Source organism: Plesiocystis pacifica SIR-1, assembly GCF_000170895.1.
GTDB classification, from domain to species: Bacteria; Myxococcota_A; Polyangia; order Nannocystales; family Nannocystaceae; genus Plesiocystis; species Plesiocystis pacifica.
Genome location: NZ_ABCS01000003.1, coordinates 81,583 through 107,142, shown reverse-complemented (window position 1 = coordinate 107,142; position 25,560 = coordinate 81,583). Strand labels below are relative to the sequence as shown.

Annotated in this window: 19 protein-coding genes; 12 read left to right on the top strand and 7 right to left on the bottom strand. The window is 70.6% G+C overall.

Features of this window, described 5'->3' with window-relative positions:
- The first annotated feature begins 1 nt into the window (after position 1).
- The 3 genes from PPSIR1_RS02530 to PPSIR1_RS02520 are packed head-to-tail and all read left to right on the top strand — an operon-like array spanning position 2 to position 2,650.
- Positions 2–793: a FadR/GntR family transcriptional regulator gene (locus PPSIR1_RS02530; RefSeq protein WP_045115264.1), complete on the top strand. Its 792-nt coding sequence runs from the start codon at positions 2–4 to the stop codon at positions 791–793.
- The gene (locus tag PPSIR1_RS02525) at positions 790–1,479 is read left to right on the top strand and encodes a sterol desaturase family protein (RefSeq protein WP_006969409.1); all 690 of its coding nucleotides are present in this window, start codon (positions 790–792) and stop codon (positions 1,477–1,479) included. The genes PPSIR1_RS02530 and PPSIR1_RS02525 overlap by 4 nt, the downstream gene beginning before the upstream one ends.
- A 16-nt stretch (positions 1,480–1,495) precedes the next feature.
- Positions 1,496–2,650: an ATP-dependent DNA ligase gene (locus PPSIR1_RS02520; protein ID WP_006969408.1), complete on the top strand. Its 1,155-nt coding sequence runs from the start codon at positions 1,496–1,498 to the stop codon at positions 2,648–2,650.
- 57 nt (positions 2,651–2,707) lie between these two features.
- On the opposite strand, the gene PPSIR1_RS02515 is transcribed toward PPSIR1_RS02520, so the two are convergent.
- Complete coding sequence (locus PPSIR1_RS02515; RefSeq protein WP_006969407.1) at positions 2,708–3,388, bottom strand: cadmium-containing carbonic anhydrase; 681 nt, start codon at positions 3,386–3,388, stop codon at positions 2,708–2,710.
- Positions 3,389–3,473: 85 nt separating this feature from the next.
- Here PPSIR1_RS02515 and PPSIR1_RS02510 point away from each other — a divergent pair, with 85 nt between their 5' ends.
- The 3 genes from PPSIR1_RS02510 to PPSIR1_RS02500 all read left to right on the top strand — a co-directional run bounded on the left by PPSIR1_RS02510 (position 3,474) and on the right by PPSIR1_RS02500 (position 6,535).
- Positions 3,474–4,535, top strand: coding sequence for a hypothetical protein (locus PPSIR1_RS02510; RefSeq protein ID WP_006969406.1), 1,062 nt, complete (start codon positions 3,474–3,476; stop codon positions 4,533–4,535).
- 48 nt (positions 4,536–4,583) lie between these two features.
- Positions 4,584–5,993 carry an RICIN domain-containing protein gene (locus tag PPSIR1_RS41645; protein ID WP_053335302.1) on the top strand — a complete coding sequence of 470 codons (1,410 nt, stop codon included), beginning with the start codon at positions 4,584–4,586 and terminating at the stop codon, positions 5,991–5,993.
- 146 nt (positions 5,994–6,139) lie between these two features.
- Positions 6,140–6,535, top strand: coding sequence for a hypothetical protein (locus PPSIR1_RS02500; protein ID WP_006969404.1), 396 nt, complete (start codon positions 6,140–6,142; stop codon positions 6,533–6,535).
- A gap of 160 nt (positions 6,536–6,695) precedes the next feature.
- Here PPSIR1_RS02500 and PPSIR1_RS41640 read toward each other — a convergent pair whose 3' ends face one another.
- From PPSIR1_RS41640 to PPSIR1_RS02470, 6 genes are all read right to left on the bottom strand, one after another.
- Positions 6,696–7,409: a YceI family protein gene (locus tag PPSIR1_RS41640; RefSeq protein ID WP_006969403.1), complete on the bottom strand. Its 714-nt coding sequence runs from the start codon at positions 7,407–7,409 to the stop codon at positions 6,696–6,698.
- Between the two features lie 69 nt (positions 7,410–7,478).
- Complete coding sequence (locus PPSIR1_RS02490) at positions 7,479–8,444, bottom strand: diacylglycerol/lipid kinase family protein (protein ID WP_006969402.1); 966 nt, start codon at positions 8,442–8,444, stop codon at positions 7,479–7,481.
- A gap of 25 nt (positions 8,445–8,469) precedes the next feature.
- Complete coding sequence (locus PPSIR1_RS02485; protein WP_006969401.1) at positions 8,470–9,531, bottom strand: NAD-dependent epimerase/dehydratase family protein; 1,062 nt, start codon at positions 9,529–9,531, stop codon at positions 8,470–8,472.
- Positions 9,532–9,543: 12 nt separating this feature from the next.
- The gene (locus tag PPSIR1_RS02480) at positions 9,544–14,340 is read right to left on the bottom strand and encodes an AMP-binding protein (RefSeq protein ID WP_006969400.1); all 4,797 of its coding nucleotides are present in this window, start codon (positions 14,338–14,340) and stop codon (positions 9,544–9,546) included.
- Positions 14,341–14,343: 3 nt separating this feature from the next.
- On the bottom strand, positions 14,344–15,924 hold the full coding sequence (gene larAH, locus PPSIR1_RS02475) for an NPN-dependent hydroxyacid isomerase, LarAH14/15/16 family (RefSeq protein WP_006969399.1): 1,581 nt from the start codon (positions 15,922–15,924) through the stop codon (positions 14,344–14,346).
- Positions 15,925–15,934: 10 nt separating this feature from the next.
- The gene (locus tag PPSIR1_RS02470; RefSeq protein WP_006969398.1) at positions 15,935–16,600 is read right to left on the bottom strand and encodes an HAD family hydrolase; all 666 of its coding nucleotides are present in this window, start codon (positions 16,598–16,600) and stop codon (positions 15,935–15,937) included.
- A 318-nt stretch (positions 16,601–16,918) separates the two neighbouring features.
- On the opposite strand from PPSIR1_RS02470, the gene larC reads away from it, so the two are divergent.
- The 6 genes from larC (at position 16,919) to PPSIR1_RS02440 (ending at position 25,305) form a co-directional block, all read left to right on the top strand.
- Positions 16,919–18,205 (top strand): nickel pincer cofactor biosynthesis protein LarC, encoded by a 1,287-nt coding sequence (gene larC, locus PPSIR1_RS02465; protein WP_157595135.1) that lies wholly within the window; start codon positions 16,919–16,921, stop codon positions 18,203–18,205.
- On the top strand, positions 18,202–19,035 hold the full coding sequence (gene larE / locus PPSIR1_RS02460; RefSeq protein ID WP_006969396.1) for an ATP-dependent sacrificial sulfur transferase LarE: 834 nt from the start codon (positions 18,202–18,204) through the stop codon (positions 19,033–19,035). The genes larC and larE overlap by 4 nt, the downstream gene beginning before the upstream one ends.
- Before the next feature lie 4 nt (positions 19,036–19,039).
- On the top strand, positions 19,040–19,852 hold the full coding sequence (gene larB, locus PPSIR1_RS02455) for a nickel pincer cofactor biosynthesis protein LarB (protein ID WP_006969395.1): 813 nt from the start codon (positions 19,040–19,042) through the stop codon (positions 19,850–19,852).
- A complete protein-coding gene (locus PPSIR1_RS02450; protein WP_006969394.1) occupies positions 19,852–20,508 on the top strand; it encodes a hypothetical protein in 657 nt (218 codons plus the stop codon). The genes larB and PPSIR1_RS02450 overlap by 1 nt, the downstream gene beginning before the upstream one ends.
- A gap of 113 nt (positions 20,509–20,621) precedes the next feature.
- Entirely contained in the window at positions 20,622–23,114 is a 2,493-nt protein-coding gene (locus tag PPSIR1_RS41635; protein WP_006969393.1) for an ATP-binding protein, read from the top strand.
- Between the two features lie 217 nt (positions 23,115–23,331).
- Positions 23,332–25,305, top strand: coding sequence for a hypothetical protein (locus PPSIR1_RS02440; protein WP_157595134.1), 1,974 nt, complete (start codon positions 23,332–23,334; stop codon positions 25,303–25,305).
- Positions 25,306–25,560: the final 255 nt, after the last annotated feature.

Below are 25,560 nucleotides of genomic sequence, written 5' to 3'. Positions count from 1 at the left end.
GATGTCCCTCGAGCTCGAGCCCGTCCCCCGCAGCTCCCTCTCCGACGGCGTCTTCGAGCAGCTGTGCGCCTCGATCCTCACCCACCGCCTCACCCCCGGCGACACCCTCCCCTCCGAGCGCGAGCTCGCCACCACCCTCCAGGTCAACCGCGGCGCCATCCGTGAGGCCCTCAAGCGCCTGTCCCAAGCCGGCCTCGTCGAGCAGCGCCACGGCGGCGGCACCTTCGTCCGCGACTACCGACGCAGCGCCGACCTGAGCCTCCTGCCTCGCCTGCTGTTCTCCCCCGACGGCGAGGCCAACCTGCCCGTCGCCCGCTCCATCATGGAGATGCGGGCCGCCCTCGCCCCCGACATCGCCCGGCTGTGCGCCGAGCGTCGCAGCCCCGAGCTCCTCGCCAGCATCGACGAGCACGTCGCCCAGCTCGCCCGCGCCTTCGAGGCCCTCCCGGCAGACCCCAGCCTGGCCGCCCCCGCGGCCCGCGAGCTCGAGCCCCTCCAGCTTTTGTCCCTCGAGCTGTGGGACCGCATCGTCCAGGGCGCCGACAACATCGCCTACCGCCTCGCCTTCAACACCCTGCGCCAGACCTACGAGCAGATCCGCGACGCCCTGCTCCTCCCCCTGGCCAAGGAGCTGTGCGCCATCGACCGCTACATCGAGCTGCTCGACGCCATCCGCCACCAAGACGGCTTCGCCGCCCACCGAGCCGCCACCGCCATCGTCCAGCTCGGCAGCGGAGGCATGAACGCCGCCTTCGAGCTCCTCGAGCACATCCACACGGAGGACCGCCCATGACCGCCACCGGCCGCCGCACCGTCCGCGACCGCGACCTGAGCCTGGCCCAGGCCTTCGCCGCCTTCGCCCGCGAGCTCACCCCCAAGCTCCTCACCCTCCACCTGCTCGCGTGGCTCGGCTACCGCGTCCAGGTCGCCCTCGGCGATCCGCTCAACGCCCTCACCTGGGCCGACCTGGCGATCGTCGCGGCCATCCTCGCGGTCCACCCCTTCGCCGAGTGGATCATCCACGTGTTCATCCTCCACCACCGCCCGCGCACGGTCACCGTCCTCGGCAAGCCCCTGCGCTGGGACTACGACGCCGCCCGAAAACACCGCCTCCACCACCGCGACCCATGGGACATCCGCCATGTGCTGATCCCCCTGCCCATCCTCGCCTTCGGCCTGTCCCTCAACGGCAGCGTCGCCCTGGCCGTGCTCCCCACCCCGGGTCTGGCCGGCACCTTCGCGGCCACCATCGCCGCGATCGTCCTCTACTACGAGTGGATCCACTTCCTCGTGCACACCAGCTACCGACCCCGCGGCGCCCTCTATCGCCGGCAGTGGCGGCTGCATCGCCTGCACCACTTCAAGAACGAGCGCTACTGGCTGGGCGTGACCCGGCACTTCGGCGACCGGGCCCTCGGCACCTTCGCCGACCCCGAGAGCGTCGAAACGTCCAAGACCGCCCGCACGCTGTTCGAGTGATCGCTATCATCTCCGCGTGACCCAAAAAGTCGTGCGCTCGATCGAGCTGTTCTTCCAGGAGCAGCCCTCTGACAAGGTCTACAACGCCAAGCTGCTCGAGACCGACAAGGGCTACACCGTCGCCGTCGAGTGGGGCCGCCGCGGGGCCAAGCTCAACTCCGGCACCAAGGCCATCGACGTCCCCCTGGCCAAGGCCGAGAAGGCCTACGACAAGGTCGTCAAGCAAAAGCAGCGCAAGGGCTACGAGGTCCTCAGCGACGACAACTTGCCCGCCGAGGTCGCGCCCGAGCAGGGCCAGGGCTCGGCGAGCAAGGCGGGCATCGAGCGGCGCGGACGCGTGGGGCCCATCGCCCAGCTGCTCAACAACGCCGACGGGGACGCCCTCGACGGCTACTTCGCCGACGCCGAGATCGTCGCCCAGCAAAAGCTCGACGGCATGCGCCTGCTCGTCCACGTCCGCGACGAGGGCATCGTCGCGACCAACCGCGACGGCCAAGAGACCAGCCTCGGCGGGGCCCTGCGAGACGCCTGCGCCCTCGCCCCCAAGGGCACCAGCCTCGACGGCGAGCTGCTCGTCGATCCGCCCTGCTACTGGGTCTTCGACACCCTCGCGTGGGCCGGCGAAGACCTGCGCCAAGAGCCCTACGCCAAGCGCCACGCCGCGCTGAAGCGAAAGCGCAAGCTCTTTGCTTCCCCGCTGCTCGAGCTCGTGCCGCTGGCCAAGACCGAGGCCGACAAGCGCAGCCTGTTCGCCACCTTGCAGGCCCAAAGGGCCGAGGGGATCGTGTTCAAGCGCAAGGACGCGCCCTACATCAGCGGCCGCCCGCCGTCCGGGGGCACGCAGCTCAAGTACAAGTTCGTCAAGACCGCCGACGTGTTCATCACCGCCAACGCCGGCAACGCCTACCAGATGGCCGTCTACGACGACGCCGGCAAGGCGCGGCAGGTCGGCAAGGTGTTCGCCGGGACCACCAACGACAGCCGCGCGGACCTCGACGCCATGCTCAGCCGCGGCGAGACCCCCGTCGCCGAGGTCCGCTACCTCTACGCGACCAAGGACGACATCCTCTACCAGCCCGTGTTCGTGCGCGCGCGGACGGACAAGGCGGCCGAGGCCTGCGTGCTGAGCCAGCTCGAGTACACCGACCGCAGCAACGTGGCGAAGCTGTGACGCGAAACGAGCGGCCCGCACCGCGGACCGCCCGAATTCGCTGCGGACCGCGCTGGCTCAGTTGACGATGATCCGCGCCTTGCGGACGTCGGACAGCAGCTCGACGGTCTTCGCCGCAACCGTCAAGTAGCGACCTGCATCGATGTTGAACTTGTCGGTGATCCACGCATCGACCACGAAACGCTGCGACTCCCGGCTGGGCTCGAAGGTCGTGTCCGTGACGAGGTTGATGACCACCTCTTGCTCTTCATGTGCCCCCTCCAGGGTCTCGTAGACACCGCCTTCGGACAGCACAATTTCACTGCCCTCCTCGGCCGAGTAGTTTGGCGGAACGATACCCTTGGGCAGCTCACTGGCCTTGAACTCGTCTTCCTTACCCTCCGGAGCCAGGTTCATCAGCTTCCCTGTCTTCCACAGCTTGAAGTAGCCGCACCCCATGGGCGGAGGCTCAGCGTGTTGGTCTCCGTGGACCGAGGGCACGTGGCCGAACGCAGCGACGTCGCGAGTCGCTTGGACCAGCCCGGCGACGTCGCGAGCGTCGCGCATCGAGGCGATGGCGTAGACCCCACCGAGGGTCTTGGGCCCGTTCATGGCCGGGTGGAAGGAGGGCCGCCCGTCGACGCACTTCATGAGCCCGTCGCCGCCGACGTCGACGATGTCGCTGACCTCGCTGCGGGGCACGATCGTCGCCGTCCAGCCGCGCGCCTCGAGGGCCGCCTTGATGTCTTGAGGGGTCATGGGCGCATCATACTGCCCCCGCGGGTGGGTGTTGACCCAAATGGCGGGGGCTCGGGTCCGGGCTCCGCTACCATCGCTGCGCACCATGGGCATGATCTCGCGCAAGAAGCAGCCCTACCCCATCTCCCCGGGACTGCGCGCCTACCTTCGCCGGCACCGGCGCGAGGTCGAGCTGCCGATCCGCTACGAGGACCTGACCTACTACGGCGATACGATCCCCGTCTACGACAAGCGCGGCCGGGACACGCTGTGGGAGAGCGTGCTCTACCCCGCCCACGAGCGCCGCCGGATCCACCGCGAGCTGGTCGGGACCTACGCCAGCTTGCGGGTCACGGGCGAGCGCGGGCTGATGGAGCACCTGGTCACCGACCGCGTCGACGTGTGCTCCTACGGCAACACCCAGCCCTTCCGGGTCCGCATCCTCAACACCCTCAACGAGAACTTCGACTACTTCTACGTCAAGAAGGCCGACGCCTCCCGGGTCTACGGCCTCGAGCTCGAGCACATCCTCTCGCCCAACCGCCTCGAGTTCATGACCTGCGGCGACACCCTGGTCGAGGAGCACATCGCCGGCATCCCCGGCGAGACCTTCATGCGCGAGTATCTCGAGGACAAGCACCTCGACGAGGTCCGCCTGGCCAAGGAGTTCGTCAAGTTCACCGAGCGCTGCTTCGTCCGCCTGCTCGGCGACATGCACTCGGGCAACTTCGTCGTCGACATCACCCCCGACTTCGACGAGACCAGCTACCGCCTGCGCGCCATCGACTTCGATCAGCAGAGCTACGAGAGCAACATCCGCGTCTACCAGCCGAACTTTTACATCGAGAACAACCCGATCGTGTTCCTGGGCATGAAGTGCATGGAGCCCAAGACCACGCTGCAGTACCAGCAAGAAGAGCGCAGCCTGATCCGCCACCGAGCGCGGACCGAGGCCGCCCGCCTGCGCGATCTCCTCGACACCATGAAGGCCGACCACCTCGCCCCCGAAGAGCACCTCATCGCGCTGCGCGACGACCTGGCCACCCACTACGACGACCCCAGCTTCCGGGCCTGCGCGAGCATGGGCGCGCTCGTCGAGGCCTCGCTGGCGACCCTGGGCTGGGAGCCGAGCCGCGGTTCGCGAGCACAATCGGTCGAGATTGGCTGAGACCGGCTGAGATTGCTGCGGCGTAACGTGGCCCGCAGCTTGGGAGCCATGGCAGCGATCACGCTTCATCCCCAGCAACACATCGTCATCACCGAGCGCGGCACCGGCCGCGTGCTCACGGGCCTGGACAAGGGCCAGCCCGCCCAGCTGCGCGAGTGGACCGGCGCCCCCAACCAGCAGTGGGTCATCGAGAACATCGAGGGCCGGCTGCGCAACGTCGGCACGCAGCTGTGCCTCGACGTCAGCGGCGCGTCCAAGGACGACCGCGCCGCGGTGATCTGTTGGGACGACAACGGCGGCGCGAACCAGCGCTGGCGCCTCCAGACCCTCGAGGGCGGCGGCTCCCGCCTGCTCGCGGGGCACACCGGCAAGGCCCTGACCCCGGCGGGCGGCGAGCTCGTTCAGGATCACTGGACCGGGGCCGCGAATCAGCGCTGGGAGGTGGGCGCCGTCGTCCACGACAACCAGCGCGTGGCCTTTCGCTCCCACCACGGCAAGGTGCTGTCCGCCAACCCCAGCGGCGCGCTGAGCAACCTCGTCACCCACGTCAAGTCCTGGGAGCACTTCACCCTCGACCGCATCGGCGGCGCCGAGGATCGGGCGCTGAGCTACGGCGACCAGGTCAGCCTGCGCAGCCACCACGGCGCCTACCTCTCGGCCCAGCCCGACGGCGGCCTGGTCGCCGATCGCTCCGCGGTCGACAGCTGGGAGCGCTTCACCCTGACCCGCACCAACGGCGACGCCTCGCCGGGACCGATCCGCATGGACCACGTCATCGCCCTGCGCAGCCACCACGGCAAGTGGGTCATGGGCCACAGCGACGGCACCGTCAACGCCCAGGCCCCGAGCCCGCGCAGCTGGGAGCACTGGCGGCCCCTGCCCATCGACGGCTTCCCGCTGCGCTTCGAGCACGTGAGCTGGGCGAGCGCCCACGAGGCCATGCTCGTCTACGTCTTCTACGCCCACTGCGTCCGCCCGGCCGTGGGCATCGAGGTCGACGTCGCCAACTTCTTCTCGGACGTCGGGGTCTACATCGCCAAGTTCGGGGCCTCGGTCGCCTTCGAGGGCGCGCCCAAGCCGGGCCTGCTCCTGGCCGCCGCGGGCGGGGCGATCGCGGGCGGGGCCGAGATCGCCAAGTGGATCGACTCCGACCGCGACCAGGACGACCTCTTCGTGCGCCGCGGGGGCAAGCGGATCTGGCCGTCCGGCGAGGACTACGAGGGCATGAAGGGCGGCGACGCCCGCGACCTCGACCTCCAGGTCGAGTTCACCGGCTCCGTCGACATCGAGCTGATGGACTACGACAGCGGCAGCGCCGACGACGTGCTCGGGGTCCTGCGCGTGAAGGCCGAGGGCCTGGAGCTGGTCAACGGCGGCTCGCAGCCGTTCACGGCCTTCGTCGGCTCCAAGGCCGAAGACTCGCTCTACGAGCTGGTCTACGTCGTCGCTCGGGCCTAGCAACGAGGCTCGGGAGTGGGCCCCCAGAGAATTCTTCCGCGGCGAGTGTAGGGATCCCGAAGGGCTCAACACCATGGAGAGTGAGCGCCGCGGCACACACCGACGCGGCGCCGCCCCCAGCCACAAAGACCCGAGGAGCAAGGAAAATGGGAGACTTCGTTCAGTTCTACACCAACGGCGGCCTGTTCATGCACATCATCACCCTGACGATCGGGGCCGCGGTGGCGATGCTCGTCTACGAGTCGGCGCTGAAGCGTCAGGACAGCAAAGAAGGCGAGCCCCAGGGAGACGAGGCGCCCTCGCCCTACCTCCACCTCGCCGACCGCCTGGCCTGGATCGCCGTGGGCCTCGGCGTCGTCGGCTCGCTGTTCGGCTTCTTCGACATGTGCGCCGCGCTCCAGAGCATCGACCCCGAGCTGCGCGTGGACGCGACGCTGCGCGCCTCGGGCATCGTGCCCACGACCCTGGCCTGGGGCTTGATGACCGCCCTGCCGGTGTGGATGGCGACCACGGTCCGCGGCCTGCGTCGGGCCCGGGCCTGAGCGCCAGCCCTTCAGTCACCACGCATCGGCCGCGGGGCTCTGTCCCCGTGGCCGATTGCGCGTGCAGCCGTTCGGCTCAGGGACTGTGAAGTTTTCACAGTCCCTATCTATTTTAGCCGTCGTGGACGACGCCACGCCCTCCCTGCCCCACGTCCTCGACTCACTTGGGCCGCGGGAAGCTCAGGTCGATCTCCAGAGCCACCGCGTCGTCCGCTAGCTCCGCCTCCATGCCGGCGTAGGTGATGCCGAAGGCCTTGGCGCTGATGTCGAGGGAGGCGCTGGCGCGGACGAACTCGGCCTCGCGCTCGAGGGTCGCCTCGAAGCTGAGCTCCTGGGTCACGCCGTGCAGGCGCATGGGGCCGGTGACGGTGTAGTGCCCGGGCGTGTCGGCGACCGGGGTGATCGCCGTGGCCTCGAAGCCCGCCTCGGGGAATGTCTCGGCGTCGAAGAAGTCGGCGCTCTTGAGGTGGTGGGTCAGCCCGGGCTGATCGGCGACGACCGAGCCGGTCTTCACCCGCACGGCGAAGGCCATGGGCTCGCCCTTTTCGTCGAGGGTCAGCGCGGCCGAGAAGTCCTCGAAGCTGCCGATGTGGCCGATGGTCGCTCGGGCGACGGCGAAGCCGACCTTGCTCGTCTTGGGGTCGGCGCGCAGGGCCACGGCCTGCTCGATGTCCCCGTCCCCGCCGCTGACGACCTCGTCCGGCGCTCCGACGTCGCCGCCCTGGCCCGGGTTCTCGCCGGGGCTCGCTTCAGCAGCAGGCGCGGGTGCCTCGGCCGCTGCCTCCAGCTCCTCGTCCTCGTCTCCGGGGCATCCCAGGGGTCCGAAGCTCGCGAAGAGCAGCGCGCCGCCCAAGGTCACGATCGCCATGCGCATGTCCAGACCCTAGCAACGCCCGCGCCCTCGCCCCAGAGCCGGGCGCGGGCAAGGACTGCGGCGTTGGACTCAGCCGACGCGCAAACGCAGCGCGTCGACCTGGAGCTCGAAGCGCGCCGGCAGCTGGCCCACGGGCTCGCCGTCGACCTCGATGGGGACCACGGCCTGATCCCACACCGGGCGCATCTCGACGCTGCGCGCCCGCCCGTGCTCGACGCCGCGGACCCGCAGGTGGCGGCCGTCGAAGACCTTGGCCAGGGTCGCGACGAGGGTGCGGCGGGACATGCCGGTGACCTCGACGCAGTCGAAGGCGCCGTCGTCGATGGCCGCGTCGGGGCACACCCACATGCCCGCGCCGAAGTACTGGCCGTTGGCGACGATGCCGAGGGTCAGGTCGACGCGGCGCTTGGGCCCCTCGTCGCGGCGGACCTCGACCTGGACGTTGCGCCAGCCCGAGATGCCCTGGAGCGTGCCCAGCAGGTACTTGAGGGTCGGGCCGAGCTGGGCGTCGGAGTCGTTGACCCGGCGCACGACGTCGCCGCTGACGCCGACGCTGGCGACGTTGAGGAAAGGGCGCAGCTTGGGCTCGCCGTCGCGGCCGACGTAGCGGGCCACGCCGTAGTCGACGCGCCGGGCCTCGGCCGCGCACAGCCGGTCGACCTGGCGCGAGAGCGAGGACCGCCCCCACATGCGCTGGAAGTCGCCGCCCGTGCCCGCGGCGAGCACGGCCAGGGTCGCCTCGGGGAAGCGGTTGCGGCCGGTCTCGGGGTCGACGAAGCCGCCGAGCACCTCGTTGGTGGTCCCGTCGCCGCCGACGGAGATGATCGTCGAGGCCCCGGCCTCGAGGGCCTCGCGGCACAGCCAGGTCGCGTGCTCTGGCGCCTCGGTGTAGCGCGCGCGCAGCCCCGGGAAGCGGATCCGCATGGTCTCGCGCAGGGTCTTCCAGGTCTCCTCGGCCCCGCCGCTTTGCGCGTTGGGGTTGACGATCGCCACCGTCGGGCCGGTGGTCGCGGGGAGCTTGGCGACTGCGCTCATCGAAGAGACCTCGGGCTCGACAACCTCAGCGGGCGGGACGCAGCACCACGACCCCGCGCGCGCGCAGGTCGGCGACGGTGTCCGCGAGGGTCAACATCGGATCGCGCGCGGACCAGCCCAGCTCGTTCTCGGCGCGGGTCGAGTCGACGTACCAGTAGTACTGGGCGAGCTCGATGCTGGCCTCGTCGGGCAGGGCGTCGTCCTCCCCGAGGATGTCCTGGGCCTGGCGCACGAACCACTTCGTGACCCGCTTGACCGCCTTGCGATCGGGCAGCGCGAACACGGCCCCGCCGAGGTCGGCGACCCGCGAGATGCGGTTGACGAAGGTCTGGATGGTGCAGTTGCAGGACACCAGCAGGTAGCGGCGCCCGGCCTTGCCCGCGTCGAGGGCCTGGATCATGCCCCGGGCCGCGTCGCGGGCGTCGACGAAGGCGTAGCCGCCCGCGGGGACCACCGGCATGCGCTGCTCGAGCACCCGGCGCACGTCCTCCGTGGAGCTGCCGTGCAGGTCGCCCGGGCCCAGCAACAAGGCCGGGTTGACGATGACCACCTCGAAGCCCTCGACGTTGCGCTCGAGGGCCGCCTGCTCGCCGTAGTACTTGGAGCGGTAGTAGGGCCAGCGGTTGATCAGCGACAGCGGCGGCGAGTCGTCCTCGTTGGCGACCTGGTCGGGGTCGTCGCTGACCCCGATGGTCCCGCTGGTGCTGGCGACCACGGCCCGGGTGACCCCGGCGGCCTTGCACGCGTCGAGCACGACCTCGACGCCGCGGATGTTGACGCGGGTCATCTCGACCACGTCCGTGGAGCCGCGCGAGACCTTGCCCGCGCAGTGCAGCACCGCGACGCAGCCCTGGGCCGCGCGCTCGATGCTCTCGGCGTCGAGCACGTCGCCCTGGGCCAGGGTCAGGCCTGGCAGCTCGCGCAGGCGGGCCGCGGAGGCCGAGTCGGGGTCGCGGACGAGGGCGACGACCTCGCGGGCTTCCCCCCCTGCCTCACTGCTTTGAGCGCCAGAGGTCAGCGCGACCGCGACGTGGTAGCCCAAAAAGCCCGTCGCGCCGGTGAGCAGGATCTTGCCGGTGTCAGCCATTCGCTCAGCTCCTCACAGGTTGAAGGCCCGCTGGAAGACCTGCAGCAGGGCGATGTCGTTGGACTTGACCTTGCCGGCCACGAACTCGGCGACCGAGGGCGTGTAGCTCTCGCGCACGATCTTCTCGAAGATCTCGACGGAGGTCTTGAGCACGCAGTCGGCCTTCCCGCCCTCGGGGCGCCCGGGGACGAACTGTGCCGCCTCGGCGGTGAGCTTCAGGGTCCACTTCCCGTCGGGCGCGCTGCCCAGGGAGAAGTAGAAGCTGGTCGGCTTGTCGACGGCTCCGGCGACGAAGCGGCCCTTCAGATCGTCGAAGATCTTGGCCGTGGCCGAGGGCCCGGTGTCGACGGCGATGGGCGCCGCCGCGGCTGCCTTGACAGCCTCGGCGTCCCCGCCCGCGGCGGCGACGGCCTCGACCCGCGCGGCGGCCTTGACGTTCTCGGTCTCGAGGTCGAGCTGCCCGCCGTCGCGCAGGGCCGCGACGGCCGCGTGGGCCAGGCGCGCGACCTCGCGGTAGGTGTCCGAGCGCTTCATGCCCTTGGTCCGGACCTGCAGCTGCTCGACGGTCAGCGGCGGCCCGATGCGGACCTCGACCTTGCGGCTGCGCGGGACCGTGGCGCCCTTGGGCAGGGCCTTGTGCGTGCCGCCGAGCCACAGCGGGAGCAGGTCGACCTGGTGGGTCATGACCAGGTGGCCGATGAGCGGCATGAACTCGCGCATGACCCCGTCGGTGCTGCGCGTGCCCTCGGGGAAGATCAGCACCGTGCGGCCGCGGTCGAGGTGCTCGCCGGCCTGCTCGAGGGCCTTGCGCAGCCCCGAGCGCCGGTCCAGCGCGGCCATGTTGGTGAAGTTCTCGAAGTAGGCTCGGGCCCACTTGTTCTTGAAGAAGTAGTCCTCCGCGGCCAGGGCCACGATGCCCGCGCCGTAGCTGCCCAGGCCGTACTTGGCCAGGCCCATGTCGAGGTGCGAGGCGTGGTTGCAGACCACCAGGGTCGGGCGGTTGTGGGGGATGTTCGCCTTGCCCCGGATCTTCACGTTCATGAAGGTGTCGTAGAAGCTCAGCTGGCCCACGGTCAGCGCGGCCTTGGCCGGGTCGCGGATGAACTCGGGGACGTAGAAGCTCTCGTCCTCGTCCTTCTCGATGGTCCGGGTGCGCGAGGGCTCGGGCTTGGCGGCCCGCCCCGACACGCGCAGGAACACCTCCTCGAGCTCGCCCACGGTGCGCAGCTCGGACAGGTTGACCTCGGCCAGCTTGGGCGCCGAGGCCTCGAGCACGGAGGTCAGCTCCACGACCATGAGCGAGTCGAAGCCCAGGTCGTTTTGGATGTCGTGCTGGGGCTGGACCTCTTCGGGCTTGCGCTTGGCGATGGACGCGATCGCGCTGCGGACCACCGAGGCGGCGCTGCCCTTGCCGCCCCGACCCCCGCTGACCTTGGCCGCGGCCACGGCCTCGGCGGCCGAGCGCAGGGTCTCGAGGATGCGCTTGACCTCCTTGCGCTTGACCTTGCGGGTGGTCGTGCGCGGAAGGTCGACGTCGGTGAAGTGGATCACCGTGGGCCGCATGTGCCGGGGCAAGTTGGCGATGGCCTTGCGCAGCTCCTTCTCGCACTCCTTGCGCCGGGCGACGCGGTCGAGGGTCTCGCCCTCGAAGCCCTCGTAGTCGGGCACCACGAGCACGGCGACGCGCTCGGCCCCTTCTTTTTCGCGGTCGGGGATGCCGACGATCGACAGCTCCTTGACGAAGCGCGGGAGCCCGAGCATGACCTCGACGTCGTCGGGGTAGACGTTCTCGCCCGAGGCCGAGAGGATGACCTCCTTGGACCGGCCGACGATCTTGAGCCGGTCCTTGGAGTCGAGCTTGCCCAGGTCGCCGGTGCGCAGCCAGCCGTCCTCGAGGACCTCGGCGGTCGCATCGGGGGCGCCCTCGTAGCCGACCATGACGTTGGGGCCGCGGGCGAGGATCTCGCCGACGCCGTCGTCGTTGGGCTCGTCGATGCGCAGCTCGACGCCGGGGATGGCCTTGCCCACGTTGCCGCCCTTGTTGCGCGGCGAGGCCTTGGACAGGGTCAGCACCGGCGCGGCCTCGGTCAGGCCGTAGCCCTCGGCGAGGTGCAGGCCGAGGCCCTGGAAGGTCTGGTGGACGTCCTTGGGCAGGGCCGCGGCGCCGGAGACCAGGTACTTGAGGTTGCCGCCGAGCTGCTGGTGCACGGGCCCGAACAGCACCCGGCCCAGGTCGACGCCCAGGGTCTTGCCGATGTTGCGGTTCAGGTCGAGGGTCAGATCGAAGATCTTCTCCGTCAGCCGGCCGCGCTCGCGGACCTCGTTGACGATGCGCCGCTCGATCAGCTCCCACAGCGCGGGCACGCCGATCATCCCGGTGATCTGCGCGGCCTCGAGGCCCTCGACCATGCGATCGCCGTTGATCTCGTCGAGGTAGACCACCCGGGCCCCGCGCGAGATCGGCAGCAGCATGCCGCAGGTGAACTCGAAGGTGTGGTGCAGGGGCAGGACCGAGAGCACGCGGTCTTGGTGCTCGAGGGGGAACAAGGGCGCGAGCGCGGCCACGAGCGCCGTGAAGTTCTCGTGGGTCAGCATCACGCCCTTGGGGTCGCCGGTGGTCCCCGAGGTGTAGAGCACGCTTGCGAGGGTGTCGTCGCCGATCTCGACCTCGGGCAGCGCGGGCGCGGGGGCGTCGGGGCCGACCTCGGCGGCGACCTCGTGGAGGTCCCAGCGCGGGCACGACTCGGGCTCGAGCTCGACGACGTGGTCGTCGAAGAGCGCGAGCTTGGCCCCAGACTTGTCGAGCACCGTCGCCAGCGGGCCGGCGGCGTAGTCCTTGTCCACGGGCACCGCCGCGGCCCCGCAGCGCAGGATGCCGAAGTAGGCGATGCCCCAGCAGGGGTGGTTGCGGCCGCCGATGGCCACGCGGTCCCCGGGGCGGATGCCGTGGGCCCACAATTTCTCGGCCACGGACGCCGAGCGGCGCTCGAGGTCGCGGTAGGTGATGCGCGTGAGCGTGGGCGGGTCGCCCTCGAGGCGCTGGAACACCAGCGCGTGCTCGTGGCGCTCGCACATGTCCTCGAGCATGGCCACGAGGTTGTCGTGGCGGCGCCGGGGCTTGACCTCCTTGCGCAGCTTCTCCTCGAGCAGCGGGATCGAGTACTCCTCCACGCCCTTGTGGTGGATCTCGAGCCAGTACTCGCGCCAGTCGATGTCCTCGGGGTTCCAGGGCAGCTTGGCCCGGTCCGCCTCGCTCAGCGAGGCCATCATCGCCCGGGTGTTCTTGGCCGAGAAGCGGAACTCGTTGCGGGTGATGAAGGGGATGAAGGCCTCGAACACCATCTCGACGTTCGAGGCGGTCTTGGCCAGGCCCTCGGCCTGCTTGCGCACCGGCGCGGTCCAGCGCTTGGCCGGGGTCTCGTCGAAGCGGCCGAGCAGCTCGGCGACCTGGTTGGCCCGGCGCTTGACCGTGGGCGAGGACACCCGCTCGTAGCGCTCGAGGGGCACGATGTCCGGCTCGAACAAGGACTGGACCTGGTTGACCAGGGCGTTGCCCTTGCTGCGGTTCTTGTAATAGCGGCGCTTGGCCAGGCCGATGAGCTCGCCAGCGCGGCGGGTCTTGAGCGGGTTCGAGTCCGAGGAGCAAAACTGGTAGCAGACCTCGTAGCGGTCGGCCATCAGGGCCGCGAGCGCGCCGATCATGCCCGCCGAGCACAGGTCGACGGGGATCGCGTCGTAGTAGCAGTGGTCCCCGACCGGGATGTTCGCGTGGCCCTTGTAGGCCAGGTACATGATCGGCGTGGAGGTCGAGATGCCCTCGCACCAGCCGACCTTGGGGAAGCTGATCGCCGACTCGACGATGGCCGGGCGGACGATGGTCAGCTTGATGCCCGAGCGCAGCAGGACCTGCTCGCCGATGCTCTTGGTGTAGGTGTAGATGTTGGGCCAGCCCCAGAAGGTGGCCCGCTCGGCGCCGGCTTCGATGAGCCGCTCGCGGACGAAGCGGCGCTTGACCTTCTCGAGCTCGTCCTCGAGGGCCTTGCCGCGCAGGGGCTCGTGGCGCGCCTTGAGGCTGCGCTTGGCCTCGTCGAGGAGGTGAGACTGGCGCGGGGCGTCCTCGGCCCGGCGCCGCGTCGAGGCGACCAGGTCGGTGCACTCGGCGATCTCGCGCTCGGCGTCCCAGTGGCTGACGTCGAGCTCGTCGGCCCGGGGGAAGGGGAACTCGAGGGTGTTGCGCTCGGGGATGACCCCGTCGCGGGAGCCGACGACGTAGCAGGTGCTGGTGTGCATCACCGGCACGTCGAAGCCCGCCTTCTCGCTGAGCGCCTTGCACAGGGCCACGAGGTTGCGGGCGCCGTGGGCGTTGACCTTGAGGGCGTCGTCCAGCGGCGGGTTGAAGTCGACCACGCCGGCGACGTTGACGATGGCGTGGATGGGCTCGTCGATGGCCTCGACGTCGATGCCCATGTTCGGCCGGGTCACGTCGCCGTTGACGGCCACGACCTTCTCGCGGAAGAAGGCCTCGGACGCGGCCCCGGGGCGGCGCTCGCGGATGCAGTCGAACACCGGCGAGGGCACGATCTCAGTCCACCAGCGCTCTTCCGAGGTGATGGTCTTGCGCGCGCGGACGACCGTGTAGACCCGGCCGATCTGCGGGTAACGGTCCAGGAGCATGGCCAGCCAGACCTTGCCCAGGAAGCCCGTCGCGCCGATGACGACGATGTTCTTGCCCGCGAACACGGCGCCCACGTCGATGGGCGGCAGCTCGCTCGCGGGGGCGGCAGCGGAGGTGGTGTCCAGCTCGGTCACGGCTCAGACCTTCATGTCCGTCATCATGATCGGAGCAAAGTTGGCGCAGGTGATCTGCGGGTCCCTGGGCGCGCTCTCCTTGGCCATGCGGATCGCCTCGGTCATGTTCGGGGCGGTCTCGTAGCCGAGGATCTCGGGCACGTACTCGTTGTCGGCGCCGACGACGATGCAGCGCCCCTGCCAGGCGCGGCCGGCCTCGCCCCAGTACCACATGTAGAAGGGGTGGTTGGGGTGGTAAGCGTTCCCGGTCCGGTACATGCGGATGTAGGCCGGGTTGCGCGAGAACTCCTTCTCGAAGCGCTTGTGCAGCTCGACCGCGTCGCGGGTCTGGGTCAGCAGCTTGTGGAAGAACTCGACGTAGGGCGCGTGCTGATCGTGGTCGAAGCGATCGCTGCACGGGTGGGTGATGATCATCGTCCCGCCCTTTTTGAGCAGGGGCTGACCGCGGTGCAGGTTGTGCAGGTAGCCCTGCGCCATGACCTGGACCAGCAGCGGGTTCAGGAAGGCGTTGACGTTGTAGGGCGAGATGTAGGGGATGCCGGTGATCTGGATGTCGGCCTGACCCTGGATCGGCACGCAGTACTGCTCGTAGCACTTTTGCACCGAGCGCGCGTGGGTCGGCTCGGTCGCGCCGGCGAACACCCCGGTCACCCCGTAGGGCGCCGGGAAGCGCATGAAGATCTCCTCGCGCAGGCCGTTGGGGCACTTGTCGAGGGCGAACAGCACCGTGCGCAGGGCGAGCTTCTCGCGGGTCGTGTACTCGTCCGGGTTCTTGCCCAGGAAGTCGAGGTTGCGATCGAACATCCGGTTGTTGATCGTCGTCTCGATGTGGAACACGTCGAGCTTGTCCTGCACGACCTTGCCCACGCGATCGATGATCGTCTGGATGTGCGAGGTCTCGGGCTCCATGTAGCTCCGAGTCTTGCGCAGGGCGTAGGGGTTGTGGTGCGCCGACAGGGTCTTGCCGCCGCACAGGCCCACGCCCACGGACTTGTGCCCGCCGTTCATGGGCACGAAGTTGAGGTTGACGTAGATCAGCAGGTCGGCCTCGACCGCGGCGCGGTTGAGCTCGACGACCTCGTCCTTGTCCGTCAGCCCCAGCTCCGCCATGTTGGCCGAGTCCTCGGCGTCATGGTTGTAGAGGTGGTCGGGCCAAAAGCGGTCGAAGATCCGCTTGCCGACCATGCGCTGGATCTCGCCCTCGGTCATCCGCCGGTGGTAGGCGAGCGCGATGATCAGATCGATGTCCTCGACCCCGTAGTCGTCGAGCATCTCGAGCACCACGCTCAGCACCCGCTCGCGCACGTCGGGGGTGCGCATGGGCGGCAGCGGCATGGAGATGTCGTCGATGGCGATGGCCACCTTCATGCCCGGGCGCAGCTTGGCGTAGAGCGGCTCGCAGCCCAGGGGGTGGGTGATGGCGTAGCGGATCGCCGCGTCGAGGTCCTTGATGGGCTCGAGGGGGGCGTTGGGGTAGATGCAGCGCGTGCCGACGGGGAGGTCGACCTCGATCAGGGTGTCGCCGCAAAACTGCACGCGCGGGGCGCTGTGCTTGTCGGTGTAGACGATGTTGGGGCTGGTCATGTCGTCTGTCCTAGTCGTGCGCGAGCTCGATGATCGGCCACTGGTAGGTCCGGGCCAGGCGCAGGAGCTGAGCGTCGGGGTTGATCACCGCGGGGTGGCCGACGACCGAGAGCATGGGCACGTCGGAGTAGGAGTCGGAGTAGCCAAAGCAGTCCTCGAGCTCGTGCCCGTGGTCGCGGGCGTGCTCGGCGATGAGCCGTGACTTGGTCGGGCCGGCGACCACCGGGCGCAGCAGCTTGCCGGTGGCGTAGCCCTCGTGGATCTCGAGGCGGTTGCCGACGTAGTGGTCGGCGCCCAGGTCCTCGGCGAGGCGCTCGAGCAGGAAGTCGAGCGCGCCGGACACCAGCACGACCTCGTGTCCGAGGTCCTTGGCGCGGGCGACGATGTCCTTGGCGCCGTCGTAGATGTTGTCCTTCATGCACCAGCCGTAGGCTTCGTCGGCGAGGACCTGGATCCGGTCCTCGGACGTGCCGCGGAAGCACTCGAAGAGCAGCTCGTTGAAACTTCGACGGTCACGCATTTCCGCCACGAGCAGCTTGGGCGCGCGCATCAGCAGGCGTCCGAGCTTCTTGGCAGAGCGCAGCGGGTTGATGTCGTTGGCCATGTACCAAACGGCCGTGTGCATCAAGTTGCTGCTGACCAGCGTTCCGTCGACGTCGAAGTAGCTCGCAGTCATGGGGGCCTCTTCGGCGGCGGGGGCCGAGACGGCGCTCGATAACCCGACATGGCGTTTGGGTCCAGTCGTGAACGGGCCTGCACGAGGGCGAATGGGCTTCGCGACGATGATCCGCGGCCTTTGGAGGGAAGTTAGAGTCCGCGAAAAATCCTGCGCAGGTGCGAAGCTCGACGACGGCAAGAGCAAGCGCACGCAATCCCTTCGACGCCTTCGTGGCACGACGTCGACGCGCGCAGCGTCCGCTCAATCCGGGGCGCGGGCGACCCTGCTCGGCTGACGCTGGCCGCCGCGCCTAGGATGCTGTACAGACGCAGAACCGTGTCCACGGCCAATTCCAGCGCGCGCACCGTCGGCGTCGTCGATCCTTTTGGTGGGCTCGCGGGGGACATGTTCCTCGGCGCCCTCTTGGACCTGCGTGACGGCGAGGGGCAGGCGATGGTCGAGCCCCAGTGGCTGCGCGGGCAGCTGGCCAGCCTCGATCTGCCCGACTGGCAGCTCGAGGTCGAGGCCACGAGCCGGCGACACCTCGGCTGCACCAAGGCAACCTTTGTCGTTCCCGACGAGGAGGGTCACCGCCACCTCCCGGAGATCCGCGCGCGCATCGAGGCCTCGGCCCTCAGCCCGCGGGCCAAGGCCATGGCCGATCGAAGCTTTTGCGTGCTGGCCGAGGCAGAAGCCGCGGTCCACCGCATCCCCGTGGAGCGCGTGCACTTCCACGAGGTCGGGGCCGCGGACGCGATCCTCGACATCTGTGGCGTGAGCGCGGCCCTCGACCGCCTGGGCGTCGACGAGCTGGTCTGCGGGGCGCTCCCCGGGGGCTCCGGCACGATCCGCTGCGCCCACGGAGACATGCCCGCGCCGGCCCCCGCGGTCGTCGAGCTGCTCACCGACTTCGTGGTCCAGCCCGGCGTCGGCGAGGGCGAGATGGTCACGCCCACGGGCGCCGCCTTGCTGCGCGCCTGGGGCCGACCGCTGCGCGCCGGCGAGCTCGCGGGCACCCGGGCGCTCGCGGGCTACGGGGCCGGCACGCGCAGCTCGAGCATCGTCCGCGTCAGCCTCATGGAGCCCCGCGCGGCCGCCCACGCCAACGCCTCCCAGTCGCAAGCAGGCAGCGATCTGCTCCGCGACGAGGTCCTCGTGCTCGAGACCCACCTCGACGACGAGACCCCCGAGCGCCTCGCCTGGCTGTCCGAGCGCCTGTTCGAGCTCGGGGCCGTCGACGTCGCCTACGCGCCGCTGACCATGAAGAAGGGTCGGCCCGGCGTCGCGCTCACGGCCTTGGTCCCGCCCAGCCGGCGCGAGGCCGCCATCGCCTGCATCCTGCGCGAGAGCGCGGCCCTCGGCGTGCGCGAGCGCGTGTCGGCGCGCACCGTGCTCGCCCGGCACAGCGAGACCGTCGCCACGCCCTTCGGCCCCGTGTCGATCAAGCGCGCCGGCGAGCGCTACAAGATCGAGCATGAAGATCTCGCCCGCATCGCGCGCGCCCGCGGATTGAGCCTTCAAGCGGTGCGCGACGTGCTTCGCGGCTACATCGCGGCCGAAATCGTGGCCAAGGTCCTGGGCAAACAGCAGGCCAAGGCCAAGGCCGAAGGGAGCCCGGGATGAACGCGCACCTTCCGCATCCGACCATCGCCGAGGACCTCGCGCGCCTCGAGTCGACCCTGCGCCGCTACGGACCGACCGTCACCGCCTTCTCCGGCGGCGTCGACTCGACCCTCGTCGCCGTGGTCGCGGCCCGGGTCCACGGCGAGCGCGCCCTCGCGGTCACGGGCGTCTCGCCCTCGCTGGCCGAGAGCGAGCGCGCCTTCGCCAGCCGCGTCGCCGCCGAGCTCGGTCTTCGCCACCGCCTCGTCGACACCCACGAGATCGAGCGCGCCGGCTACCAGGCCAACGCCGGCGACCGCTGCTACCACTGCAAGACCGAGCTGTTCGAGCGCCTCGTCGTCTTGGCCAAGGCCGAGGGCTTCGCCTGCGTCGTGTCGGGGGACAACCTCGACGACCTCGGCGGGCACCGCCCGGGCATGCTCGCGGCCGAGGAGAACGCGGTCCGCAAGCCCTTGATCGAAGCCGAGCTCGGCAAGGACCAGATCCGCGCCCTCGCCCGGCACCTGGGCCTGCCCAACCACGCCAAGCCGGCCGCGCCCTGCCTGGCCAGCCGCGTGCCCGCCGGCACCCGCGTCGACGCGAAGGTCCTCGCCATGGTCGAGGCCGCCGAGGCGGGCGTGCGCGCCCAGGGCTTCGCGGTGTTTCGCGTCCGCCACCACGGCGAGGTCGCGCGCATCGAGGTCCCCGCCGCCGACCTGCCCCGGGCCATCGAGCGCCGCGTCGAGCTCATCGCCGCGTGCAAGCGCGCCGGCTACCTGTTTGCGACCCTCGACCTGAGCGGCTTCCGCTCGGGCTCCCTCAACGTCCTCAACCCCAAGGTGCGGAGCTAGAGCGATGAGCGCCGCGGCGACCTCTGCCCAGATCCTCGACGCCCTGCTCGCCGGCGAGCTCGACCGCGACGCGGCCCTGACCAAGCTCGAGGGCCTGCGCCCTTCGGCCCCCTCGGCCGTGGAGGCCCTCGACGACTACGCCCGCATCGACCACGACCGGGCCAAGCGGCGCGGCTTCCCGGAGGTCATCTACGGCCCCGGCAAGACCACCGAGCAGATCGTCGGCATCTTCGGTCGGCTGGCCGCGCACAACCCCAACGTGCTGTGCACCCGGACCACGGCGGAGACCGCCGAGGCCGTGCGCGCCCGCCTGGTCGAGGACGGCGTCGGCGTCGAGGCCCTCGAGTACGAGCCGCGCTCGGGCCTGCTGAGCCTGTGGCGCGAGCGGGAGGTTCGCTACCCCGGGACCATCGCGGTCGTGTCCGCCGGCACCTCGGACCTGCGCGTCGCCGTGGAGGCCGAGCGCTGCGCGACCATCATGGGCAACCGCGTCGAGGCCCTCGCGGACGTCGGCGTGGCGGGCCTGCACCGCCTGCTCGCCGTCCGCCCGACCCTCGAGCGCGCCCGAGTCATCGTCTGCGTCGCCGGCTTCGAGGCGGCCCTCCCCTCGGTGGTCGCCGGCCTGGTACCCTGCCCGGTCATCGCCGTACCGACCAGCACGGGCTACGGAGCGAGCTTTGGCGGCCTCTCGGCCCTGCTCGGCTGTCTGACCAGTTGCGCCGCGGGGGTGACTACGGTCAACATCGACAACGGCTTCGGGGCCGCCTACGCGGCCACGCTCATGAACCGCCTCGGGACCGAGGACCCCTCACGCTGATGCTCGCCGCGCTCACCGGACTGCTCGTTGGAGCCTGGCACGTCGTCAGCGGTCCGGATCACCTCGCCGCCATCGCGCCCCTGGCCAGCGAAGAGGCGAGCGGTGACGAGCGACCGGACTGGCAGGGCGCCCGCGCGGCCACGGCCGTCGGCCTGGCCTGGGGCAGCGGCCACGCCCTCGGCGTGTGGCTGGTCGGCGGCATCTTGCTGGCCTTCTCCTCCGCCCTGCCCGAGCACGCCCTCGAGAGCCTGAGCGTGTGGAGCGAGCGCCTCGTCGGCGTGGCCATCGTCGGCGTCGGGCTGTGGGGGCTGTGGCGGCTCCGCTCGGGCCGCGACGCCGGTCACCACGACCACGACCACGGCGCCCCCGCCCACGGCCGCCGCTCCGCCGGCATCATCGGCCTCGTCCACGGCCTCGCCGGCAGCGCCCACGTCTACGGCGTGCTCCCGGCCCTGGCCCTCGGCTCGACGGCGAGCGTCGCCTACCTGATCGCCTTTGGGCTGGGCTCGATCGTCGCCATGGCCGCGTTCGCGGGCTTGCTCGCCGGTCTGCTCCGGCGCCTGCCGGGCACCCGCGAGACCGTGCAGCGCTGGGCCCTGGGGCTGAGCTCCGTCGCCGCGGTGATCATCGGCGCGGCCTGGGTCGCGCTGAGCTGAACGGCCCTCACCGGCCCTGATCGCCCCCAGCCCGGCCTGGGGCCGCAAATAGTGGTCCTAGGACCACTCTGGCAGAGCTTGACGGCCGATCCAGGGTGCGCCACCGTCCGGACGTGGTGGGCGCTCGAGACGAGACCGCAGACATCCACGGGGAGGCCCTCGGCCTCGCCCTCGACGGTCACGGACCGATCGCGGTGCACGTCTGCGACGCGCCGGGGCTGTTCGTCGAGCGCTTCTCCGAGCTCATCGACGGCCGCGAGGACGGAGCCCGCCTGGTCGCCTCGCCCTGCGCCGACGATGCCTGCTTCAACGCCCTCGACAAGGGCGTGGAGGTGCTGGTCGCGTGGATGGCCGGCGACGCCGAGCTGGGCGCGTCGATGAGCGAGGCCCTGGCCGCGGAGGCGTTCGACGTCGAGTCGCTGACCCGCGTGTTCCCCCGCTTCGCCCGCCTGCCCGTGTTCGCCGAGGCGGCCAGCCCCGCGCCCAAGCTCCCCGGACGCACCGGCCGCGAGCCCCACGAGCAGCGCCTGCGCGGCTTCCGGGCCTTCCGCCGCCTGCTGGTCCTGCTCGGCCGCGAGCGCCCCATCGCCCTGCACCTGCGCGACCTCGAGCGAGCCGACGCCGACTCCCAGGCCCTGCTCGAGGTCCTGCTCGCCGACCCCGTCAACCCCGAGGGCACCGGCGAGGGCGCGGCCTTGCTGTGGGTCCTCGACTACGCGACCGAAAAGGGCGCGGACGAGTCGAGCGAAGCCGAGGCGGTCCGCGAGTCGACGCCGGCCTGGCTCGCCGCCCGGCGCCTGGCCGACGAGGGCGAGCTGATCGTCCTGCGCGGAGAGGGGCCCGCCGCGACCCCGCCCGCCCCCGAGCCCCCCGCGGCCGTGGCCCTCGACGACCTCGACGCCCTCGTCGACGCGGGCTTCCTAGCCCTCGAGCGCCTCGCCTTCGCCCGCGGCCACGACCTGCTGCTCGCCGCCCTCGAGCGCTCGGCCAGCGGGCGCGAGCCCAGCCTCTCGCCCTCGCGCCGGGCCGAGGTCCTCGAAGGCCTCGCCCAGGCCCTCGTCGAGCTCGGCGAGCGCCGCCGGGCCGCCCGGCGCAAGCTCGACGCCGCCGAGCGCCACGCCGCCCTGTCCAAGCACGAGCGCGCCCTGGCCCTCGAGCTCGACGCCGCCGCCCTGCTCATCGCCGACGGCCGCCTCGCCGACGGCTGGCGCGTGCTCGAGCCCCTGCTCGTCCGGCTCGACGTGCCCATCCCCGGCTCCTCTGCCGAGGCCTTGCTGCGCGCCAACTGGCGCCGCGGTCGGCTGCTCATGCGCCGCCGCGAGCTGACCGCCCCGGGCATCCGCGAGCACGCCTCGCCCCAGACCCGCGCCCGCCTCGACGCGCTGTGGTTCACCGCCACCCGCCTGGCCGTGGTCAGCCGCGCGCTCTCGGACGCGCTGCGGACCTACCACCTGGACCTGGTCCTGCGCCACGGCGACGAGTCCGACCGGGCCCGCGCCCTCGCCTACGAGGTCGCCGTCGAGAACCACATCGGCGCGCCCTTCGATCGCACCGCCCGGCGCCTCTACGAGGCCTGCGCGGAGCTGTGCGAGCGTACCCAAGACGGCGTCGACGAGGCCTGGCGCCAGACCGCGAGCGCGTCCAACGAGTTTTGCATGGGCCGCTGGCACCGCTGCGCCGCCGCCTGCGAGGCCGCCGACGCCCGCCTCGAAGAGCACGAGGGCGTCGCCTGGGAGCGCTCCATGGTCGCCAGCTACCACTGGTTCGCGCTGGCGTGGATGGGCAAGTTCAACCGCCTGCGCCCCATGCTGGCCACCGCCGCCGCCCTGGCCGAGACCCGCGACGAGCCCTTCAACCTGCTCGAGGTCTACGCCGGCCAGCCCGTGCTGATGTGGCTCGCCGACGGCAAGGGCGAGCTGGCCCGCGACCGCGCCCAGGCGGCGCTGGCCCGGGTCAGCGCCCCGCCCGGGACCCACTGGCCCGTGGCCAGCTACCGCCGCCAGCACTACTGCGATCTGGTCGCCCACACCCACGCGAGCCTCTACGCCGGCGATCCCTCCGCGGCCTGGGCCGCGCTGCTGCACCAGTGGCGCGAGCTCGAGATGGCCTACTTCGTCAGCATGCGGACCGTCGGGCTCGAGCTGCGCTTTGCGCGGGCCCGCGCCGCCATGGGGCTGGTCGAGGCTCGGCGCCGCGGTCAGCTCGACGAGGCCCGGCTGCACGCCCAGCCAGGCGGCGCCGGCTGGGACCCCGCCCGGTGGACCGACGCGCGCTTGCTCGCCGACGCGCGCAAGCACATCGACGCCATCGCCAAGGATCCCATCGCCTGCTTTGCCCCGGCCATGGCCAAGCTGCTCGACGCGAGCTACGTGAACCTCGAGGGCGATCGGGCGCGGGCGCGGGTGCTGTTGGACGAGGCCGTGCGCGGCTTCAGTGCCGTCGACATGCGCCTCCACCGGGAGTGCGCGCGCTTGGCTCTGGGTACGCTGATCGGCGGGCAGGAGGGCGAGGACGTCCAGGCCCAGGCCCAGGCGTGGATGGACGCGCAGGGCGTCGTGGATGCTCGGCGGCTGGCGGCCTCGCAAGTCGTCGGCTTCGGGCTGTGATCTGCCCCCGCAAGAGTTGGGGGACCGGGGACGCTTCGTCGCTGTCCGATCCTCCGCGGCGGCGGAGTAGTCCCTCGTCGCGGCCCGCTCTACCGATTGGGGTCGAGCGGAAGTGCGCTCTGGGCCGCTTGGCCCGCCGAAAATAGCGACTCGCTCGGCCTCTCGCACTGCGCTTGTCTCTTGAGCGCGGCTTCTCGCCCTCGCTAGCGTTTTGGGCATGGAACGAGATGTTCAGATTCTGGTGCGGGTCATCAACCTGGCCAAGGCCCTCGGCGCGACCGAAGCATTGGGGGTCGTCCTCGAGAACCCCGACGCCATCGACGTGGATACCCTGGTCGTCCCGATCTTGGCCGCGGCGCCCCACGCCAGCGAGCTGACCATCGATCGCGTCCGCTTCGTGGGCAAAGGGCGCATCGAGGCGATGCTCTCCGCGGTGCTCGACAAGGGCGCGGCGCCAAAGGAGGAGGGGCAAGCCCTCGATCCCGAGTTCATCCGCAAATACTTCGGCGTCGAAGTCGACGAGCAGGGCGGGCTGATCCGAGATGGGGAGCGCGTCGAGGGCTGGACGAATGCACCACAGCCCTCGGCCGACGCCTCCGGTGATGGCGGGGAGGGTGATGGCGCAGGAGCGGACGAGGCGTCCGCCGGAGGAGGAGAGGTCCTCGACATCGAGCTGCCCGAGGCGCTGCTCGCCGAACTCGACGGGGTCGAGGGGGGAGGTCCCGCGAACGACGACGGGGGCGCCCGGGAGAGCACCCTGCGGACCATGGCGGAGTTCAGCGCAGGCCTGGGCCTGGCGCTGCTCGGGCGCGACTGCGACGACGCGGCCACCAGGCTCGAGGCGGCAAGCGAGCGCGTGTCGGAGCTCGGGGCCGAGGAGGACGACCCCTTCACGAGCATCGCCGGGGAGCTCGCGCGCGCAGCCCAGGAGCTGCGCGACGGCACCCGCCCCGATCGCAACGCCCTCGCGGAGCTCGCGGGGAACTTCGACGTACAGCTGCGCGTCGAGGCCGAGCAGCCCGAGGCCCAGCAGGGCGACCTCGATGGCATCGACGTCATCGACGCCATCAATGGCACCCTCCGGGCCCTCGCTGGGGACGTCCGGGACCTCGAGGGAGCTCTCGAGCGCCACGCCGAGGCGCCGCGGGTGCTCGAGACCTCCCTGCTCGCGGGCGCGCCTCCTTTCGAGGCGATGGCCGCGGTCCATTCCTGCGCGGCCCTGAACGCCGCGACTACGACCTTGGCCCTGCGAGCCCTCGAGCTCAACAGCCAGCTGGTCACCTTGAGCCCGAAGCTGCCCCTGGCCTTCATCTCGCTGTTCGGCAAGCCCTGCAAAAAACCCGGGCTGATCAGCTGCCGGATCGTCGAGATCAAGGCTTTTCCGCTGACGCGGAGCATGACCTTGGCGGGGGCCTTCACCCTGCCTTCGGGCTTCATCACCAAGGCGACGCAGTTCAACACCGTGGTCCAGGAGATCGTAGACCTCATGAAGAACAGCAAGTTCCCCAAGGTCACCGCGGCTCAGATCGCGGCGATCTTGTCAACGGACACGCTGAAGAAGCTGCTCAACCTGGTGCTCAAGAAGATCATCCCGCTGGCCAAGCTGCGCGAGTACTTGGCCCTGAGGCTGGCGGCGATCCCTGGCCTGGGCCTGTTTGCGGGCACCCTGGCCGGGGTCTACGCGGTCTCGGTGGTCTCGACGGCGGCGGCGCTAATCCTCGCCGAGGCGGCGCTGGGGAGCGCCTCGCTGACCCAGCTGGGCTTTTGCGTGACCATCGAGGTCAAGGAGTGCAAGGCCAACGGCTGGTCCAACGTCGGCATCGGCCCGACCAACCAGATCGTGACCTCGTACCGCCGGGTCAAGCTCAACCCGGTCACGTCGATCGACTCGGGCTCGCCGACCTTCGAGGCGACAAACCTCGGCATCGAGGTCAAGCGCATCCTCTTGCTGCAGTCCCTCAAAAAGCGGCTCATCGAGGCCCAGGCCAAGCGCCGGGACAACTCCCTGACCAAGGCCGAGAAAGTCGCGCTCGCGGCCGAGGTCCGGACCCTCCAGGTCAAGATCAAGGCCTTCGCCGACGCGCAAAAGGCCATCGACGCCGTCGAGGCGGGGGCCCTGAAGTTCCTGTGCGGCAAGGTCACCAAAGCCGGCTCGGTCAAGGGCCTCGACAAAGAGGCGAAGTGCCGTTGAGCGGCGCGCGGCTCAGCTGGCGAGGGCCAGCCACGCACCGCCGATGATCACGGCGGCGCTCGAGGCCAGGCCCCGGACCCAACGCTGCACGGTCTCGCGGGAGCCAGGCACGATGGCGAAACAGCCTCTGGGGAACTGGGTCTGAAGTCCGTCCCGAATCCGAGCCGGTCGTCCCGGCCCTGGGCCGTGCCGTCGCCCCGGCCACGCGCAAGTCCTCGAAACTCCTGCGTCTGTCCCTGGCCCGGACCTCGCAAT

Bases quoted from the DNA above. Each gene is read 5' to 3' on its own strand.
- PPSIR1_RS02530 (WP_045115264.1), top strand. From the start codon at position 2: ATGTCCCTCGAGCTCGAGCCCGTCCCCCGCAGCTCCCTCTCCGACGGC.
- PPSIR1_RS02525 (WP_006969409.1), top strand. From the start codon at position 790: ATGACCGCCACCGGCCGCCGCACCGTCCGCGACCGCGACCTGAGCCTG.
- PPSIR1_RS02515 (WP_006969407.1), bottom strand. From the start codon at position 3,388: ATGACCCCTCAAGACATCAAGGCGGCCCTCGAGGCGCGCGGCTGGACG.
- PPSIR1_RS02510 (WP_006969406.1), top strand. From the start codon at position 3,474: ATGGGCATGATCTCGCGCAAGAAGCAGCCCTACCCCATCTCCCCGGGA.
- PPSIR1_RS41645 (WP_053335302.1), top strand. From the start codon at position 4,584: ATGGCAGCGATCACGCTTCATCCCCAGCAACACATCGTCATCACCGAG.
- PPSIR1_RS02500 (WP_006969404.1), top strand. From the start codon at position 6,140: ATGGGAGACTTCGTTCAGTTCTACACCAACGGCGGCCTGTTCATGCAC.
- PPSIR1_RS41640 (WP_006969403.1), bottom strand. From the start codon at position 7,409: ATGCGCATGGCGATCGTGACCTTGGGCGGCGCGCTGCTCTTCGCGAGC.
- PPSIR1_RS02490 (WP_006969402.1), bottom strand. From the start codon at position 8,444: ATGAGCGCAGTCGCCAAGCTCCCCGCGACCACCGGCCCGACGGTGGCG.
- PPSIR1_RS02485 (WP_006969401.1), bottom strand. From the start codon at position 9,531: ATGGCTGACACCGGCAAGATCCTGCTCACCGGCGCGACGGGCTTTTTG.
- larAH (WP_006969399.1), bottom strand. From the start codon at position 15,924: ATGACCAGCCCCAACATCGTCTACACCGACAAGCACAGCGCCCCGCGC.
- PPSIR1_RS02470 (WP_006969398.1), bottom strand. From the start codon at position 16,600: ATGACTGCGAGCTACTTCGACGTCGACGGAACGCTGGTCAGCAGCAAC.
- larE (WP_006969396.1), top strand. From the start codon at position 18,202: ATGAACGCGCACCTTCCGCATCCGACCATCGCCGAGGACCTCGCGCGC.
- larB (WP_006969395.1), top strand. From the start codon at position 19,040: ATGAGCGCCGCGGCGACCTCTGCCCAGATCCTCGACGCCCTGCTCGCC.
- PPSIR1_RS02450 (WP_006969394.1), top strand. From the start codon at position 19,852: ATGCTCGCCGCGCTCACCGGACTGCTCGTTGGAGCCTGGCACGTCGTC.
- PPSIR1_RS02440 (WP_157595134.1), top strand. From the start codon at position 23,332: ATGGAACGAGATGTTCAGATTCTGGTGCGGGTCATCAACCTGGCCAAG.